This window comes from Trichocoleus sp. FACHB-591, from assembly GCF_014695845.1.
Taxonomy (GTDB): Bacteria; Cyanobacteriota; Cyanobacteriia; order FACHB-46; family FACHB-46; genus Trichocoleus.
This window is the reverse complement of record NZ_JACJPA010000119.1, coordinates 75,713-93,235: the sequence shown is the minus strand read 5'-3', so window position 1 is coordinate 93,235 and position 17,523 is coordinate 75,713. Positions and strand designations below refer to the sequence as shown.

15 protein-coding genes are annotated in these 17,523 nt (G+C 49.6%); 6 read left to right on the top strand and 9 right to left on the bottom strand.

Features of this window, described 5'->3' with window-relative positions; all coding sequences use genetic code 11:
• Positions 1–43 precede the first annotated feature (43 nt).
• From H6F90_RS27360 to H6F90_RS27340, 5 genes are all read right to left on the bottom strand, one after another.
• Complete coding sequence (locus tag H6F90_RS27360) at positions 44–1,450, bottom strand: ferredoxin:protochlorophyllide reductase (ATP-dependent) subunit N (protein ID WP_190434588.1); 1,407 nt, start codon at positions 1,448–1,450, stop codon at positions 44–46.
• Positions 1,451–1,497: 47 nt separating this feature from the next.
• Positions 1,498–2,361, bottom strand: a complete 864-nt coding sequence (gene bchL, locus H6F90_RS27355; protein WP_190434586.1) for a ferredoxin:protochlorophyllide reductase (ATP-dependent) iron-sulfur ATP-binding protein — start codon at positions 2,359–2,361, stop codon at positions 1,498–1,500.
• Positions 2,362–3,082: 721 nt separating this feature from the next.
• Positions 3,083–4,150, bottom strand: coding sequence for an LOG family protein (locus H6F90_RS27350; RefSeq protein WP_190555159.1), 1,068 nt, complete (start codon positions 4,148–4,150; stop codon positions 3,083–3,085).
• A gap of 335 nt (positions 4,151–4,485) precedes the next feature.
• On the bottom strand, positions 4,486–4,809 hold the full coding sequence (gene trxA, locus H6F90_RS27345; RefSeq protein ID WP_190434580.1) for a thioredoxin: 324 nt from the start codon (positions 4,807–4,809) through the stop codon (positions 4,486–4,488).
• A gap of 288 nt (positions 4,810–5,097) precedes the next feature.
• A complete protein-coding gene (locus tag H6F90_RS27340; protein ID WP_190434577.1) occupies positions 5,098–6,261 on the bottom strand; it encodes a GuaB3 family IMP dehydrogenase-related protein in 1,164 nt (387 codons plus the stop codon).
• A gap of 379 nt (positions 6,262–6,640) precedes the next feature.
• Here H6F90_RS27340 and H6F90_RS27335 point away from each other — a divergent pair, with 379 nt between their 5' ends.
• From H6F90_RS27335 to H6F90_RS27320, 4 genes are all read left to right on the top strand, one after another.
• A complete protein-coding gene (locus H6F90_RS27335; protein WP_242024651.1) occupies positions 6,641–9,046 on the top strand; it encodes an endonuclease MutS2 in 2,406 nt (801 codons plus the stop codon).
• 250 nt (positions 9,047–9,296) lie between these two features.
• A complete protein-coding gene (locus H6F90_RS27330) occupies positions 9,297–9,929 on the top strand; it encodes a DUF3038 domain-containing protein (RefSeq protein WP_370588109.1) in 633 nt (210 codons plus the stop codon).
• A gap of 73 nt (positions 9,930–10,002) precedes the next feature.
• A complete protein-coding gene (locus H6F90_RS27325; protein ID WP_190555157.1) occupies positions 10,003–11,535 on the top strand; it encodes a DUF4335 domain-containing protein in 1,533 nt (510 codons plus the stop codon).
• Positions 11,536–11,710: 175 nt separating this feature from the next.
• A complete protein-coding gene (locus H6F90_RS27320) occupies positions 11,711–11,989 on the top strand; it encodes a YiaA/YiaB family inner membrane protein (RefSeq protein ID WP_190434567.1) in 279 nt (92 codons plus the stop codon).
• 109 nt (positions 11,990–12,098) lie between these two features.
• Here the strand turns inward: H6F90_RS27320 and H6F90_RS27315 are convergent, their stop codons facing one another.
• Genes H6F90_RS27315 through H6F90_RS27305 form a run of 3 tightly spaced genes read right to left on the bottom strand, consistent with a single transcriptional unit; the run spans position 12,099 to position 13,220 of the window.
• Positions 12,099–12,578, bottom strand: a complete 480-nt coding sequence (locus H6F90_RS27315) for a ferredoxin (protein WP_190555156.1) — start codon at positions 12,576–12,578, stop codon at positions 12,099–12,101.
• A complete protein-coding gene (locus H6F90_RS27310; RefSeq protein ID WP_190434562.1) occupies positions 12,578–12,964 on the bottom strand; it encodes a DUF1257 domain-containing protein in 387 nt (128 codons plus the stop codon). Before H6F90_RS27310 ends, H6F90_RS27315 begins: the two co-directional genes overlap by 1 nt.
• Before the next feature lie 46 nt (positions 12,965–13,010).
• Positions 13,011–13,220, bottom strand: a complete 210-nt coding sequence (locus H6F90_RS27305) for a DUF2997 domain-containing protein (protein ID WP_190434558.1) — start codon at positions 13,218–13,220, stop codon at positions 13,011–13,013.
• A 367-nt stretch (positions 13,221–13,587) separates the two neighbouring features.
• Between H6F90_RS27305 and H6F90_RS27300 the strand changes: the two genes are divergently transcribed.
• Positions 13,588–14,631 (top strand): saccharopine dehydrogenase-like oxidoreductase, encoded by a 1,044-nt coding sequence (locus H6F90_RS27300; RefSeq protein WP_199296217.1) that lies wholly within the window; start codon positions 13,588–13,590, stop codon positions 14,629–14,631.
• 240 nt (positions 14,632–14,871) lie between these two features.
• Entirely contained in the window at positions 14,872–16,770 is a 1,899-nt protein-coding gene (locus tag H6F90_RS27295) for a serine/threonine-protein kinase (protein WP_190555155.1), read from the top strand.
• 26 nt (positions 16,771–16,796) lie between these two features.
• Here the strand turns inward: H6F90_RS27295 and H6F90_RS27290 are convergent, their stop codons facing one another.
• Positions 16,797–17,408: a hypothetical protein gene (locus H6F90_RS27290; RefSeq protein ID WP_190555154.1), complete on the bottom strand. Its 612-nt coding sequence runs from the start codon at positions 17,406–17,408 to the stop codon at positions 16,797–16,799.
• Positions 17,409–17,523 lie beyond the last annotated feature (115 nt).

Here is a 17,523-nt window from a genome sequence, read left to right as displayed (position 1 = left end):
GGCAGAGCAGAGGCATAGATCACAGGAGGTAGATGCTGACAGACTAGAGTTTGGCTTCTTCTCGGACTAGCTTATCCCAACCCAAATCCTTTAGATTATTGTTCCGACGGAGGGGCCGAGTTACCAACTCGAGAATGTCACGGGAGTTGGTAAAGCCGTGAATCTGAGCGAAAGTAAACTCCACAGACCATTTGGTATTGATGCCTCGCGCTTCCAGAGGATTGGCGTGGGCCATACCAGTGATCACTAAATCTGGTTTGAGTTCGTGAATCCGTTGAATTTGGTTGTAATTGTCAGGCTTTTCGACAATTCGTGGGGTCGGCACTCCCATTTCGTGACAAGTCTTCTCTAGTAGCGCCAGTTCAGCCGCTTGGTAGCGCTTGTCCATATAAGGGATGCCGATCTCGGGACAACTCATGCCACAGCGAATCAAGAAGCGAGCTAGGGAGATTTCTAGCAAGTTGTCTCCCATAAAGAAGACGGATTTACCCCGAATTAACTGGAGATAATCTTCCAAGCTGGCCCATATCTGAGCTTCCCGCTCGGCTAAACCTTGGGGTTCAATGCCGAAGACTGAGCAGATTTTTTCTAGCCAAGCCCTGGTGCCATCGGGACCGATGGGAAAGGGAGCACCAATCAGCTTGCATTTGCGACGACGCATGAGTGTAGTAGCAGTGCGGCTGAGGAAAGGATTTACCCCAGACACGTAGTAGTTTTCTTCAATTACGGGTAGCTCGGTGTAACGTTTGGCAGGTAGCCAGCCACTGACTTTAATTCCTTGCCGCTTCAACTCTAAGGTGAGTTGCGTAACGACAGGGTCAGGCAAGGAGCCGAACAGAACCAGAGGAGGATGCTCAGCGTATTCCGATTCTTCGGCGGCAACCTCTTCTTTCTTGCGACCAAAGTTGAGCAGTTTGGCGATCGCATTTTGCTCATTTTTACCTGCTTCGGTCGTCGCAGGCTTGTCTGGGCAGCGCTGAGCCATGGCCGCTAGAACGGTGTCTTCTCCTTGAGTAAAGGCATAGTCCAACCCATTCGCACGAGCCACTACAATCGGAATCCCGATTTCTGACTCTAGCCTGGGAGCCAAGCCTTCTAGGTCCATTTTGATGATTTCGGTGGTGCAGGTGCCGATCCAAACAATCACACTGGGGTTGCGATCGCGCTTAATTTGATCGCACAAGCGCTTGAGTTCTTCGTAGTCGTTGAGCTGGGCCGAGATATCTCCTTCTTCTAGCTCTGCCATCGCATAACGAGGTTCGGCAAAGATCATCACACCCATCGCGTTCTGTAGGAAGTAGCCGCAGGTCTTGGTGCCGATGACCAGAAAGAAGCTATCTTCAATTTTTTGGTATAGCCAAGCCACGCAACTAATCGGGCAGAAGGTGTGATAGTTACCAGTTTCACACTCAAAATTGAGGGCTTGGGGCTGAGTATCAGCAAGGGTCATGAACGGTGTTCCTCTCCAGGGTTCTATTAATTTGGGGCGGCTGGTGCTTAAACCATCATTAGATCTAGTTCTTCGTCTTCTCTCTTGGGCGCTGGGGCGGGGTTGAGATAGAAATCGGACAATAGAGCAAACAGATCCCGATCAGGAGTATCGGTGGGTACGACACCTTCAGGTTGAGCCAAGATCTGGTCAGCAATGTTGAGGTAGTAGTCGCAGACAACGTTCAAGGAAGGATCGGACTCGGCCATCTCGAACAAAGTTTTGCCCTTGACTCGGGAAACCCGGATGTCTTCGATCAGAGGTAGCACTTCGAGTACAGGCATGGGCACTTCTTCAATGTACTTGTCAATCAAGTCGCGCTTGGAGGTCCGGTTGCCGATCAAGCCAGCGAGTCGCAGAGGGTGAGTTCTAGCTTTTTCCCGGACAGAAGCCGCAATCCGGTTAGCTGCAAACAAAGCGTCGAAGCCGTTGTCTGTCACGATTAGGCAGTAGTCGGCATAGTTGAGAGGAGCCGCAAACCCACCGCAAACGACGTCGCCCAAGACATCAAACAAAATCACATCGTATTCATCAAAGGCGTTGAGTTCTTTCAACAGTTTGACGGTTTCACCTACGACGTAGCCACCGCAACCTGCCCCAGCGGGTGGACCACCAGCTTCCACGCAATCTACGCCGCCATAGCCTTTGTAGATGACATCTTCTGGCCAGACATCTTCGTAGTGGTAGTCTTTGGCTTGCAGTGTGTCAATGATAGTGGGAATCAAGAAGCCCGTGAGGGTAAATGTGCTGTCGTGCTTTGGGTCGCAGCCAATTTGTAAAACCTTTTTGCCGCGCTTGGCTAGAGCAGCTGAAATGTTGCAGCTCGTTGTCGATTTGCCAATTCCGCCTTTGCCATAAACTGCTAGTTTCACGCCAGTCTCTCCTATAGCTTCGTATCAAAATCTGGGGGACGCATTAGCTGCACGGCGCTTGGTGTGACCGTGGAATGCGCTTTAGTCAACCTGTTGAATGCATTATTGTTGAACCTCCAAGGAAAAGAAAGGGGGTGTGAAGACGTTTGGAGGCGCATAACGATGCTAGAAAGCTCCAATAGCTCTCTGAGAGGGCTAAATCTATCAGAATCTAATTCAGGACTATAAAAGCTCAATCAGCCAATTTTATCGAACGGTTTTCATAGAAATTGGAACAAAAAACAAAAAATGTTCTGCTTCAATTTCTATGTAGAGAGGATTCAGACTCTTTCAAACTGTGATCGCTCTTAACCCACTCAATTTTTTACCTAAAGGGCCAGAAATGACTGAGCGGCGATCGCGACACTCTAGGCTCCCTTTGTCTCTGCTTCAATGGCTTGAACCTGGAAACGCTTGAATACTCAGCAGTTTTAGTCAGCAGTGAACAATTGGGTGAAGGGCGGTCGCCAACTTGAAATCAACCTGGGATAAGTACATATCCTCAGGCGAAAAAGGCGAGACCAGGCAGTTTCAAGAGTTTTGTTAAATATGGTGAATTTTGCCCTGATCAGCCTCAAAGCTTTATCAAACGTCACATCGCATTTAATCCTCCAACAATATCCACAAAAAAATTGGGGTGAGTGAATCTCGCCCCAACTCGTAAAGATGACAAATATGGTGATTACTTTTGTTCTGGGTGCTCGGTGTTGGGAGAAGGCAGACCCAGGCGATTAATGGCAGCAATCAGTTGGTACAAGCGGCCTAAATCGCGTTGATTGAAGTACAAGGCCAATCTAGGCAAGTCGATTGTCTCGTCTGGAGCTTCTTGTGGCAGAGTTTTGCTTCTTTCGATCCGACCCTTCACCAAAATGTCACTGAACTCTTCATTCAGCATTTCTATGTCTTTATCCATTAACTCGGATTTGAGTCGAATGATCAGTAGACTGCCGACATAACGACTAGAGTGAAACACTCGATAGAAACTCGCGATCGCCTCGCATGCCAAATCTAGGTCGTCAGTAATTGTATACAAGCTAGGGTCTTCTGGACTAATTAAGCCTCGCTGTAGCAACTGCTTGTCAATGTATTCAGCCCAGCTCCGCCAATAATCTCCACCTGGGCGATCGATCAATACCAGAGGCACAGGAGCAGATTTACCAGTCTGACTGAGCGTTAGAGACTCAAAAGCTTCATCTTGCGTCCCAAAGCCACCTGGAAACAGCGCTAGAGCGTCACTTTCTTTTAAGAACACAAGCTTACGAGTAAAGAAATACTTGAAATAAACCAGCTTGGGATCGCCTTGGATAAAAGGGTTGGCTCCTTGCTCAAAAGGCAAATGAATGTTGAGGCCGAAGGATTGCCCTATTCCCGCTCCTTCATTGCCTGCCTGCATGATGCCGCCGCCTGCTCCGGTGATCACCATGAAACCTTGTTCTGTGATGCGACGGGCAAACTCAGCAGCCATTTGATACTCAACACTGTCAGGTTGAATCCGAGCAGACCCAAACATAGAAATTTTGCGAACGTGGCGGTAAGGATAGAAAGCTTTAAAGGCTCGCTCCATATCCTGTAAGGAAGCAGTCACAATCTTCCAATCCAAGCGGTCTACTTCACCCTCGGCCATCCGTATAATAGTGACCAAAGCTTGTTGAATTAACTCTCCCTGCTCATGTGTCGGCAGACGATTAATTAATTCAGTGAGATTGGTCTGGAGCGATGCAAGCTCGTTGAAAGATGACGAGGAGACCATGAATGATTCTCAACTGGCGGCATTCTATTCTACCGAGATTCCTAGACGATTTGTACGTCCCAGAAGGAAGCTGAGGCCTAGGGATAACGGTAGGGATCAACACTGAACCCATAAAAATTAGCAAGAACACACTAAAACTTGGTGCAGTCGTTAGGGCCAAAAAATATAAAAAAATGCAAAAAGCGCTTCGGCATTTACATCCCAAGCGCTGATATTAAGAGAAGGCTTAAGTTCTAAGACATTAAAGCAGACAAAGCTTCGTAAACCAGGCTATTGAATCAATTAGGACCTGAGATACAAAAGATTTCTCAACAAAATGGTTGACCCTACTTAGCTTAAAGATACTTTTCTAAAGTGTTGGCTAGGGTGGTCTTCGGTACAGCGCCAACTACCATATCCACTCGCTGTCCTCCTTTAAAGATCATCAGCGTTGGAATGCTGCGGATACCATATTGGCTTGCAACGCTAGGATTTTCATCGGTGTTGACTTTGACGACCTTGATTTGCCCGTCGTACTGTTGGGCAATCTCGTCAACGACAGGGGCGACCATCCGACAGGGACCGCACCAAGGAGCCCAAAAATCGACTAAAACTGGAACTTCACTCTCAAGTACTTCTTGCTTAAAACTAGAATCCGTAACTTGTGCGGCTGCTGACATGCTCGGAAATCCTTGCCTACGTTGTTTTCCAAAATTTTATCATAGACAAAACAGTCCCCTTGGCTCTTAAAGCTTATACATTTAGGTAGAGATTCCAGGGCTCCAATCCCCAGAAAATCTTCCTTTAAAATTAAGAACCGCCCGAACCGTAAGTCCAGGCGGAGTGTGGTGTGAGGAGTGAACGGAAACATGCGTCTCCGCTACTTCTATTGTAAGCGACAGCTTTATTTTTTCCAGGGTTCCTGGGTAGAGACCGGAAAAGTTTTAAGAATTTGTTGGGAAGTAAAATTACTTGCCCATTCCTAGCTGTTGCGCTTTCTGATAAACCTTGCCTTCGGTGAGCAAAGAGGGAGCAATTACGACTTCAACTTGCTGCATTTCCTTGATGTTTTTAGCGCCTAAGGTGCCCATGCTGGTTTGCAAAGCACCGAGGAAGTTGTGAGTACCGTCATCAAGTTGGGCGGGACCACGGAGAATTTGCTCTAGGGTGCCAGTGGTGCCGACCCGAATTCGGGTTCCGCGTGGCAGGACGGGGCTAGGAGTGGCCATACCCCAGTGGAAACCACGACCTGGTGCTTCGGCTGAGCGAGCAAAGGGAGAACCAATCATCACTCCATCCGCGCCGCAAGCAATACACTTACAGATGTCGCCACCTGTCACCAGTCCGCCATCCGCGATCACGGGGACGTAGTTGCCCGTTTCTTGGTAGTAGTCATCCCGCGCTGCGGCACAGTCGGCGATCGCGGTAACTTGAGGTACCCCTACACCCAGGACTCCACGAGAAGTACAAGCAGCACCTGGGCCAATACCGACCAATACGCCTGCTGCTCCTGCCTTCATCAGGTTTAGTGCCACTTCGTAGGTGACACAGTTGCCTAGAATTACAGGCATCGGCATTTCTTGGCAAAACTGAGCTAGATCCAGGGGCACAATGGACTCTGGAGATAGATGGGCTGTAGAAACGACCGTTGCTTGAATAAAGAACAGATCAGCGCCTGCTTTAGCCACAATCGAACCAAACTTGGCCGCTCCAGCGGGAGTTGCGCTAACCGCAGCAATACCGCCTTGGCTCTTAATTTCTTGAATTCGCTGCTCGATCAGCTCTGGTTTAATCGGCTCTGCGTAAAGCTCTTGCATCAGGGGAACAAACTCAGTGGTTCCTACCGAAGCGATTCGATCCAGAATGGGGTTGGGGTCAGCATAGCGGGTTTGAATGCCCTCTAGGTTCAATACACCCAACGCTCCCAACTGAGATAGGAGCACAGCCATTTTGACATCTACGACTCCATCCATTGCACTCGCAATGATTGGGATTTGCCGTTCGATGCCACCAATCTTCCAGCTTGTATCGGCCAAGCTCGGATCAAGCGTCCGCTGACCGGGCACTAACGCAATTTCGTCGAATCCGTATGCTCTACGAGCCGTCTTACCCCGCCCAAGTTGAATTTCCACGCTTCTATTTCTTCACAAGACCATTTGGACTAGACTACCAAATTTGGGTGAAGGATGGGTCTTGTCAGCGTTAAGGATTTGGTCTTTTTCGATTAAGGGTGTCGCGATCGCGTAATTTTGTCTGTCTATCCGGGAAAGCACTAAGCGGTTTTTAGTTTAACCCTGGACTATCTATTTCTTTGTCAAAAGCTAAAAGAACTTAACGATCAGCCTGCTGACTGAAATTCTCAATCTTCAAAAGACTAATGTTGCTGGGTGTGGATGGTAGGCGATCGCAGGACAGAAGCAGCTCGTTACAATATAGATAGAAGCGTAGAGGTTCGATGATTCGGACTCGCTAAGTTTAAGATTATTTAATCAATTCCCAGTCACCCATTCATTGAGACTCGGCACTCAGACTTTGATTCAAGCTGAAACTTTAGACCTTTTAGAATGGCCGCGCCTGTGCCAACATTTATCGACCTTTGCGGCTACCAAGTTAGGGGCGATCGCAGCGCGACACCTCACCATTCCCACTACATTAGATGAAAGTTTAGGGCTGCTGGCCCAAACCAAAGAAGTTTATCAACTAGAAAGTCGCCTCACATCGGGGCTTTCGTTCGAGGGTATTAGTGATATCGGGGAGGCGCTAGAACGGGCAGAGCGCCAAGGGCTATTGACTGGAGAAGAATTATTTGCGATCGCGACGACATTGGCAGGAGCACGTAATCTCCGCCGCGTGATCGACAACCAGACGGATGTGCCCGTCTTAACTGAGTTAGTGACAGAACTGCGAACTTATCCAGAATTAGAACAGGAAATTCACCGCTGCGTTGACGAGCGCGGCAAGGTGATGGACCGAGCTAGCCCCAAATTAGGCGAAATTCGGGAGCAGCAAAAGCAGGTGCGCGATCGTGTCTATCAAATGTTGCAAAACATTTTGCAACGGCAATCAAATGCGGTGCAGGAACAGTTAATTACGCAGCGGAGCGATCGCTTTGTGCTTCCGGTAAAAGCGCCGCAGAAAGACGCGATTCCAGGCATTATTCATGACACTTCCATGAGTGGGGCGACGCTATATGTCGAGCCGCATTCCACGGTGCAGTTGAATAACCAGTTGCGGCAATTGCTGCGGCGAGAACAGGCGGAAGAAGAAGCGGTGCGTCAAGTGCTGAGCATTCAAGTTGCTGAAGTTAAAGCAGATTTGGAGCGGCTGCTAGCGATCGCGACGACGCTCGACTTAGCCACTACCCGCGCCCGCTACAGCTTGTGGTTGCAAGCCAATCCGCCCCGCTTTGTCGATCGAGGGGCAGGGGAAAACGTGACGTTGCGAAACTTGCGCCATCCACTTCTGGTCTGGCAACAACAGCACGAACAAGGGCGAGCCGTAGTCCCCATCGATCTCATGATTCGGCCCCAAATTCGTGTGGTCGCCATCACCGGACCCAACACGGGCGGTAAGACCGTGACGCTGAAAACCTTGGGCTTAGCGGCTTTAATGGCGAAGGTGGGGCTGTTTATCCCGGCTCGCGAACCTGTAGAAATTCCTTGGTTTGACCAAGTTCTGACTGACATTGGCGATGAGCAGTCCATTGAGCAGAGCCTTTCCACGTTTTCCGGGCACATTCGCCGGATTAGCCGCATCCTGGAAGTGATGACCGAGCGATCGCTGGTGCTGCTTGATGAAGTCGGCGCAGGTACCGATCCTTCGGAAGGTAGCGCTCTAGCAGTAGCTTTATTGAAGTACTTAGCAGATCAGGCTCAACTGGCGATCGCCACCACTCACTTCGGCGAACTCAAAGCTCTGAAGTACCAAGACGATCGGTTTGAAAATGCCGCCGTTGAGTTTGATGATGTCTCGCTCTCGCCTACCTATCGTCTGCTTTGGGGCATTCCTGGTCGTTCTAATGCTTTGACGATCGCTCGACGTCTCGGTTTAAAGGCAGAAATTACCACCCAAGCTCAGCAATATGTTGGTGGTGCTTCCGAAGAGGTGAACGAGGTGATTGCGGGCCTGGAAGCACAGCGCCGACAGCAAGAAACCAAAGCTCAAGAAGCGTCCCAACTGCTAGAGCAAGCGGAACGGTTGCATCGCCAAGTTTCTCAGAAAGCAACGGCACTCCAAGAGCGAGAGCGGGATTTGCAACTGGCACAAGAACGAGCGGTACAAGACGCGATCGCCCAAGCCAGAGGGGAAATTGCCCAAGTAATTCGGCAGTTGCAGCAAGGCCCCATGACCGCCCAGGAAGCGCAAAAAGCCACCAACGCGCTGAATGGGATTGCGGGTCGCCGTCTGCCCTCGAAACAGAAGCCAGCTCCACCAAAGCCTGCTTTCCGTCCCCAAGTCGGCGATCGCATTCGGATTCCCCGCTTAGGTCAGACCGCCGACGTCCTTAGCGGTCCCGATGACGATGGCGAGCTGACGGTGCGGTTTGGCTTGATGAAAATGACAGTGAAACTCCAGGATGTCGAATCGCTGGATGGGCAAAAGCCAGAAATAGTAGCCAAGCCCAAGCCAGCCCCAGAACCTGCTCCGGTAGAGGTAAAGCCTGCTCCGGTGATTCGCACCTCTCGCAATACCGTAGACATTCGCGGTAGTCGTGTGGCCGATTCAGAAGCCACCCTTGAGGCTGCAATTAGAGAAGCTCAAAGTCAGGGAACCGTGTGGATTATTCATGGTCATGGCACTGGTCGTTTACGCCAAGGCGTGCATGAGTTTCTCAAGCACCATCCCCAAGTCGAGCGGTTTGAACTAGCCGAACAAGCGGAAGGCGGTTCAGGCGTAACGGTTGCCTATCTCAAATGAAGGTGGACCCTTCAGTTAGTAAAATTGCAATAGCTCAGGAGCATTTCTGCGATCGCGGCGGTCTATCTTAGGAAAGAGGCGGACTGGATCTGTCTCTATCCAAGAGGGTGATTGGATTGCGTCAGGCTACTCGTTAGACTAGCTAAAATGGCCCTTAAACCCTCGCATTTCTATTTTCTTCTGTCAGGTAAAAGTTAAGAGCTTGACCTGATGCCCCCAGTCTTGTTTCAAGACCTGTAACCGCCTGCTTGTGTCTTGCCCCGTTCTCTATCCTGAAGATATGCGCTCCACCGTTAAGCCGCCTGCTTCATCTCAATGGGAAGAGTTTCCCCTACCCTCCCAACCCGACTCTGGACAACTGGACAATATCAAAGCTCATCTGGACTTGATATTGCTGGCCCTAGAGGCATTGGCAGGGATTGGCTCTGAGGCCATGCTGCAAGCAGCCACAGATCTAAACCTAGAAGAGATGGTGAGCGATCGCGTGGCTCTATGGCGGTTGCGGCAGTCGAGCCCGCTACGTAAGGGCCAAGGAGGGCGCAAGAAGTTGGATGTTGAGGAGGCGCGATCGCTCGTTTTAATTAGTTGTCATCTAGCCAAACAGCACCAAGAATTAATTCGTCGAGCTGTGGCGCTACTCGAACAACTCACAGAACAAAACAAGGAACCTCACCAAGCGGCGCTTCTAGGAGATTATTTAGACAAATTCAATAACACCTATCAGGAGCGCATGGAAGAAGGGGAAGACACGCCACCCGACATCCTGACTCACTTGGCGCTCAAGCTGCTGATCGACCTCTTGTTCTACAGTGCGCCTGGTGGCCCTCGTCGCTTCTGGCTAGCCCTCTTGGATCGTTCACGGGATGGCGTAGCCGCTGTCTAACCCTGTGGGTTAGCACCCTTGCTTCACTCAGTTCCGATTGCCTAGCCTACTCCGACGCATTCCAGAACCACCCATGCCTTTTTTGTCTACCTCAGTCCTGCGACGGTATACTCCGCCTACCTGCACCCTAGAAATCGTTGCCAATGATTCGCCATTGTCTCGTTGGGCAGGTCGTCCACTCCTGAGAAAACTGCGATTTCATCTGAGTTTGGATGACCCTCGTTTGACAGACTCTGAGCAGATTTCCTTACGGGGCGATCGCTTTCAGCTAGATGAACTGTCTGATGCGGTGAGTGCCTACGTTCAAGACTTTCTCAAGCAATCGCCCGCTTTGATCAGTGCCGGGGGGCGATCGTCAGTCGCAACCTTGGAAGCACCACCATTAATTTCTCCTCCGATCGATCTCAATGCTGCGAGATCAGCGAGGACTGCGGCGCTGAGCGTCATCGAGCCAGAACCGGATGCCCTCTCAACTGAGCAATCTGGTGAGCTAGCCAGTGCGGCGGAGGCAGCGGCTCCATTGGTGCTTGAGTCACCCAGAATTTTTCTGGAACCACAAGGGCTTCTGTCTCACAGACTTCACCTAGGCTCTCTAGCCAGTGGATTGTCTAGACCATTCATCACGTTAAGCGCCACTCAATTGGCTGACTTAGCCACTGCATTAGATGAATATGCGGCAGATGCGATGGCGCTGCCCGAGCTGAATCAACGTAGCTGGGTTCCAGTTCTGCCAGCTTGGGCACCTACGGCTGCGGCTGTTTTGCTAACCGCTGGTGTGACTGCTGGAGTAGTTAAGAGTCTGGATCAACCGACGCCTGAACTAAAAACAGCGGTCTCCCTTTCGACCCCTCAAGCGACCGGGCAGCAAGCAATGGTGCCAGGACAAGTAGCAACTGGACCTTTAGGTGTTCCTGCCCCTCCTCAAATGGTGCCGCCACCGCCACCCGCAGGAGCGCTTAAGTCAGGATTACCGATTGTGCCAGTACCGGATACGGCTGCTCCGAATGCGATCGCTCTGGCTCCAGTGCCGCCCGCTCCAGCAGGTGCTAGTTCAAATCCTGCACCTACTACCAATAAGCCGATCGCCTCAATTCCGATAGAGCCTGGATCAGTGGCTCTAGCACCCCAAGCTGAATCCGCGCCACAGCTTGAACTGGAAAATGTGCCGGAGGCAGAACCTGTGCCGCCACCACCAGCAGCAGCAAAGCTGCCAACCCTAGATGCAGCTCGCAATGCCGCAGCGCCAGAGGCAGCAGGTGAAACCGCTCGTTCGGGTGCAGAGGCGGCTCAAGCTCCTGCGGCTGACGAAGCTGCTGGTTCTGCGTTTGATAGCATTCCTCAAGTAGCCGAAGTGAGAAGTTACTTTGAGGAGCGTTGGCAACCACCCGAAGGATTGACCCAGACGCTAGAGTACACGCTGCTGATTGGGGCAGATGGCTCAATTCAGCGCATCGTTCCTTTAGGCCAATCGGCAGGAGACTATATCGATCGCACGGGAATGCCTTTAGTCGGTGAGGCTTTTGTAACTCCGATTCAGGGAGGCCAATCTCCACGAGTTCGAGTGGTGTTAAGCCCAGATGGACAGGTCCGCACTTTCTTGGAATGAAGCTAAGCTATGGCTTGCGAAGTAAAGGCAATGCTTTCCCTAACCCAAGCAGGCTCATACCATCTATGCTTTGGTGTTCACTTCAGGAACTGCCCTTGTGACTCATGTAGCTGTTGTTTGAATTGATACGTTGAGCCACAAAGCTAATTGAATTACAAGGGGCGATCGGTAAACTATGCAAGATATGGGACCTCAAGTTCACAGCCCAGGCTGGCTTATTCAGTCTTGGGCCTCTTTTGCTCTTGCAATTTCTGCAACAGCCATCGGCATTGCTTATCTGCCCGTAGACAACTGGACTAAAGGGTTTATGGGCATGGGCCTAACCTTCTCGGTTGGATCTACATTCAGCGTTGCTAAAACTACCCGTGACTCCCATGAGGCGAGAAAGCTAGCTTACAAACTAGATGAAGCAAGGGCAGAAAAGTTGCTCAAAGAACATCACCCTCTCGTTTAGGCTGAATGCTGCTCCAAGCCCAGATAAGCATAAAAAATAAGCAAGGGTGTCTAGTTACCCTTGCTTATTTTTCAGCTCTCTCAGCGATCGCTCAATCAACCCTAACAAATCACTTACGGCGAATTCTCAGCTTTTGACGGCGACGATTGGTAGCAATCACAGCTCGGTCAACTGGAAAACCTGGAAGTGGTATGACTTGATACTTCCGTTCTTCTTCTAGCTGCTTAAGTTCGGTGTAATCTACCCAATGAATGCAGTCTACGGGACAAGTGTCGATCGCTTCTTGAACAATGTCTTCCGGATCGCCATCCTGACGAATTACCCGCGATCGCCCATAATCTGGCTCGATATAGAAGGTATTTCGTGCCACATGAGCACAATGCTTACAGCCAATGCAGGTAATCTCATCAACGTAGACTCCCTTCTGCCTAAAGCTGCCGCCCAGTTCTGGCTCCAGACCAGAGCGTTCAGCAGCGTCCCGCCAGTGACCACCGAGTTCTGGTTCAAAACCAGTTCGCAAGTCTGCTTGGCCTTCACCTCCCACATGCGAATTGTTAGGGTCTGCGAAAGGTGAAGGAAAGTCAGACATTACGCACTCCAGCGCTGTAGCACTAAGCGAACTGAACCGTCTTCATTCTGTTGTTGCTCAGCAACTTGAAACCCCGATTGAGCCCCTTCTTTGACAATGGTGTGGTAGGCGTAGCGCTGCGTCACTTTGTTGAGGAAGCGATCGACAGACCAATTTTGTTGCCAAAACTGCAAATCTGCCACTAACTCGTAGGCACTGCCGTTCCAGCTAAAACCAATGTCGTAACCATTCTTCTGTTCAATAGTGAGGTCAGCTGTGGTGGTTTGCCCACGATATCCTCTGACAGCCTGAGGACCAGACTTCCAGTCAACTCCTAGATCGCTCAATGCTGCTTGTAAGGAGGTGAGGTTGCGGATTTGAGTTTTAATTTGGCTAAAGTGTGACATAGTTTTTTGTCAAAAAATTAAACAAGGACAAAACTGAATAAACAACTTACCACTCACTAAAAGTAGCCTGAGTGGATACCGTCGTAGCCTGTTGCACCGTTGTAGCAAAAAACTCTGAGGTCGCCTCATGGCTGAGTACCTGCCCTAGCTGAGCTTCAATGGCTGCGGTAACTTCAGCGCAAGAGGCACCGACAATCCCGGTTACTTTTTCCAGGACCCGACCATCTGGGTAAATCACAAACTCCAATGTTTCCATGCTTTGGCTGAGGGCTGTAGGGTGATTTAGGTAGGAGCGCGTTCAGGGGTCACTAAAACGCTGCATTATTAAATGTTTATATGATTTTAAGAGAAGGGAACTCAGTTAGCCACTGGGCTGAATTTTTATTAGCCGAGATATAAAGAGTTAAAGCTTAACGAAACTTGTTATTTGAAGTGAGCTTTACCCCAGTAACTGTCAGTTTCGCTTAACTCTCCAAACCAGTCAAGGGAGAGCGAGACCGCAAAATTAAGGTTTACAAAAATATAAAATCATTTCTAATGTTTCTGCTCTTCCGCCTATGGGTTGATCTAACACCTAAATAACCCAGGATAATGAGAGTCTAATTTGATTCATGTAATCGGTAATGAGCGAAGCGCAAGCGACAAATTTGAACTATTCTCCATCCAGTTTTTCGTCTGTAAAGGCACCCATTCGAGTTGGAATCCTTGGCTTTGGCGGATTGGGTCAGGCAGCGGCTAGAGTCCTCGCTCCTAAACAAGAGATGCACTGGGTCGCAGTAGCCGACCAAAAGGGATACGCCTATGCATCTGAAGGGTTATCTCCGCAGCAATGTATCACAACATATCAGGCTCAAGGTTCTATTGGATACCTAGAAACTGGAGGTGTGCTGAGTAATAACAGCATTGCTGACTTGATTCAACAGGTAGGTAACGTCGATGGCTACTTCTTAGCGTTACCAAACTTGCCCAACACATTTATGGCTTCTGTGGCGCGGCAGTTTATCGAAGCAGGTTGGCAAGGGGTGCTGGTAGATGCGATCAAGCGCACTAGTGCTGTGGAACAGCTTTTGGGTATGCAAGCGGAATTGCAAGCGGCAGGAATTACCTACATGACAGGGTGTGGAGCGACTCCTGGCCTATTGACGGCAGGTGCGGCTTTAGCAGCCCAAAGTTATGCGGAAATTCACAGCGTCAAAATTACTTTTGGGGTAGGGATTGCTAACTGGGAAGCCTACCGAGCAACCGTGCGAGAAGACATCGCTCATCTACCTGGCTACAACGTCGAAAAAGCGAGAGCCATGACCGATGCCGAGATAGAAATGCTGTTGGACCAAACCAATGGTCTAATTACGCTAGAAAATATGGAACATGCTGATGATGTGATGTTGGAGCTGGCAGGCATCTGCCCTCGCGATCGCGTCACTGTGGGAGGCGTAGTTGATACTCGCAACCCCAAAAAACCCCTCAGCACCAATGTCCAAGTGACGGGACGAACCTTTGAGGGCAAAATCTCAACTCACACCTTTACTTTAGGGGATGAAACCAGCATGGCTGCTAATGTCTGCGGTCCCGCCTTCGGTTATCTCAAAGCTGGGTTTAATCTGCGTCAGCGCGGGATCTACGGATTGTTGAGTGCTGCGGAAGTGATGCCGCAATTTGTGCGATAACAACTTCGGGTGAATACTTCAGTCTCTGAATCATTTACACTAGGAAAATTGATTTTTGCCATATACAAAGTCAATTTTTCTAGTTCTTTGCCGTACCATTGCTCACCCACTGGGGCTGAAAGCCTTGAGGGGTGTAACACCGTGGTAGTTCCAGCCTGAATACGTAAGAATCATTACCTTGGTGAGGCCCTATGAGTTCTTGCCAAGTTGGGATGGTTTGGCAAAGAACTACAAATAGCAATGACGCCCCCTTCAATTCCTGTAGGAACGCTGTTACGGCAACGGTACGCAATTCAGCAAGTTTTAGGTCAAGGTGGATTTAGCCGGACTTATTTAGCGCTGGATGTGGAACGTTTTAATGAACCCTGCGTGTTGAAGGAGTTGGCGGTACCGCAGCAAGATGGAGCTTTATTGGCAAAAGCCGAGGCTCTGTTTCAGCGAGAAGCTACGGTACTCTACCAAATTCAGCACCCGCAAATTCCTCGGTTTCTAGCCGCTTTTGAGGATAATCAACGTTTGTTTTCTGTGCAAGAGTTTGTAGATGGTCAAACTTACCGTCATCTTTTGCAAGAGAGAAAAACGCAAGGAAAAGTGTTTTCAGAACTAGAAGTCTTGCAGTTTCTCAGCCATCTGTTACCAGTTTTGACCTACATTCACGATCGCAACATTATTCATCGTGATATTTCTCTCGAAAATATTATTTTACGGCTGCGACCCAGTCGAGCTGAAGAGGTGGCTGCTAACTCTACTCTGGGTTTGCCCATCCTGATTGATTTTGGGGCGGTCAAATCGGTTGCTAATTACCTCTATACTGCTTTTCCTTCGTTCTCCACGTCTTCTTATCCTTCGGAGATTACCTGTGTAGGCAAAGCAGGCTACGCACCTCCAGAGCAGTTACAAACGGGTAAGGTACATCCTCATAGCGATTTATATGCTTTAGCTGCCACTAGCTTAGTTTTGTTAACTGGCAAAGAACCCAAGACTTTGCTGGATAGCGGCACCTTAAACTGGCAGTTGCGCCCCTATGCACAGATTAGCGATCGCTTTGAAGCCATTTTGTCCAAGATGCTGTCGTTACGTCCAGGCGATCGGTATCAATCTGCTCAAGCAGTGCTCACCGATCTGCAACCTCTGCTAGAAACGGCTGTACCGACGACCCAGCTAAATTCCGGGGCCAATGTTGCAGCTTCTGCCGCCGTTATTTCAGGCTTATCCATTCTGCCGTCCAAGTTAGGCCAGGCTGTTAGTGGCGATCGTTCATTCATGCAATTTGGAGCTGCTAACCAAAATAAAACTTTGAAAGGTTCCAGAAAATGGTACCGCTGGATCGGCGTGAGTGTTGGCATTGCCATCACGCTGCTGTTAGCGCTAACAGTACCAATGCTGTGGCGCTTGACCGTAGCAGGTGGACCACAGCGCAATGAGGTTTGGGTGTCTGGAGCTCGCATTCCTCAATCGGAAGCATCTCAAATCATTGGCTCTAAGCAAGATGCGAATGCCACTTCATCTAGAACGAATCAGGCTGAACCGATTCAGTTTGACCCAGGAGCTATTTCCAGCGTCATCCAGGGCAACTTACAAAACCAACCGTTGAAATCTTATGTTCTTAGGGCCGCTCAGGGTCAAATTATGACAGTGGCCCTGACTGGACCTGAGGTGACAATGAACTTACTAAGGTCTGATCAACAAGGCATTGATGCGGCTGCTTACGCCACTCAGAACTGGACGGGTCAGTTGCCCAAAGATGACGACTACTTAATCCAAGTGGTTGGTGCTGGGGCTTACAAGCTAGAAGTAGCGATTACACCGCTGAGCCAGGCGATCGCAGTCTCTACCCAAGCGATCGCTCGCATTACAATTGCTCCTGGGGCAACGGGCGCTAAAGTCGCCGGAAGTGTTGTTCCAGAACAGCCCCGCCGATATTTATTAGCGGCTAGGCGAGGCCAAACAGGAGTAGTTAAGGTGATACAAGGTTCGGTTCGTATCCAGGCGATCGCCCCTAAGGGTCAGTCTATCGGTAACTTGAATGGGCAACAGCCGCAAGTTTGGCGCGGCAAATTTCCTGCCGATGGAGACTATACACTCGAAATTTCGTCTCTTAAGCCTGAAAAGTTTACGATCTCCCTGCAATTTCTCTAAGGTAGCCGCGAGCTGCAAACTCTCGCTCATTCTTCCAGATTTAAGCTGCTAGAAGTTTCAGGTTCTCCTGCCTCCTCTACCTCATTCACGCTGCCAAGCGATTGATTCACGAAAGGTAGCGTAGCCCCTGTAAGGCCACGCTTGATTCTGGCTGGTGTTTCATCAAAAGTGATAAACAGAGGATGAACAGCTTCCGCTCCCTCATTCAAAATATGTTCATAGCGTGGCGGCATGAGCCATTCATATCCGCGATCGAGCCATACTTGAGTTTGTCGCCAACGTCCCAGTAAGGTAGAAAAGTCTTCTTGAGGGCGATGAATAAAGACTAAAATCTCAACTCCTGTTTTAATCTTCCATTCTGGATCACACATCATAATGGCTACCTCACAAGGCAGCCGAACTAATTCCTTAGCCCTAGGACGAGTCTGACTATAATCAGCAGCATTATGCTCTTGAAATCGCTCAGCTTGGTTTACCCTGACTAAGGGTAAAGGAATAGTAATAATGCTCTCTTCAGAACGGCGCATGCTAGGCACCATTTCTAAGTAAGGCCGATGCTGTTTTAATAGAGCGATCGCTGCTAGCTGGTTACTGTACTCAGCTAATAGCTCTTCGTAATGAGATGGTTTAATCGCCATAACTTTATTAAACTTTTGGAGTAAGCAATAGACCTTTTCTGTATTGTACCTAGGCTTAAAAGTTCAGAGTTCAATGTTTCGAAAGCAGCATTGTCTGAATTAACATTGCCTGAAT

Excerpts from the sequence above, each read along its gene's own strand:
- H6F90_RS27360 (WP_190434588.1), bottom strand. The coding sequence starts at position 1,450 with ATGACCCTTGCTGATACTCAGCCCCAAGCCCTCAATTTTGAGTGTGAA.
- H6F90_RS27350 (WP_190555159.1), bottom strand. The coding sequence starts at position 4,150 with ATGGTCTCCTCGTCATCTTTCAACGAGCTTGCATCGCTCCAGACCAAT.
- trxA (WP_190434580.1), bottom strand. The coding sequence starts at position 4,809 with ATGTCAGCAGCCGCACAAGTTACGGATTCTAGTTTTAAGCAAGAAGTA.
- H6F90_RS27325 (WP_190555157.1), top strand. The coding sequence starts at position 10,003 with ATGCCTTTTTTGTCTACCTCAGTCCTGCGACGGTATACTCCGCCTACC.
- H6F90_RS27320 (WP_190434567.1), top strand. The coding sequence starts at position 11,711 with ATGCAAGATATGGGACCTCAAGTTCACAGCCCAGGCTGGCTTATTCAG.
- H6F90_RS27315 (WP_190555156.1), bottom strand. The coding sequence starts at position 12,578 with ATGTCTGACTTTCCTTCACCTTTCGCAGACCCTAACAATTCGCATGTG.
- H6F90_RS27310 (WP_190434562.1), bottom strand. The coding sequence starts at position 12,964 with ATGTCACACTTTAGCCAAATTAAAACTCAAATCCGCAACCTCACCTCC.
- H6F90_RS27305 (WP_190434558.1), bottom strand. The coding sequence starts at position 13,220 with ATGGAAACATTGGAGTTTGTGATTTACCCAGATGGTCGGGTCCTGGAA.
- H6F90_RS27300 (WP_199296217.1), top strand. The coding sequence starts at position 13,588 with ATGAGCGAAGCGCAAGCGACAAATTTGAACTATTCTCCATCCAGTTTT.
- H6F90_RS27295 (WP_190555155.1), top strand. The coding sequence starts at position 14,872 with ATGACGCCCCCTTCAATTCCTGTAGGAACGCTGTTACGGCAACGGTAC.
- H6F90_RS27290 (WP_190555154.1), bottom strand. The coding sequence starts at position 17,408 with ATGGCGATTAAACCATCTCATTACGAAGAGCTATTAGCTGAGTACAGT.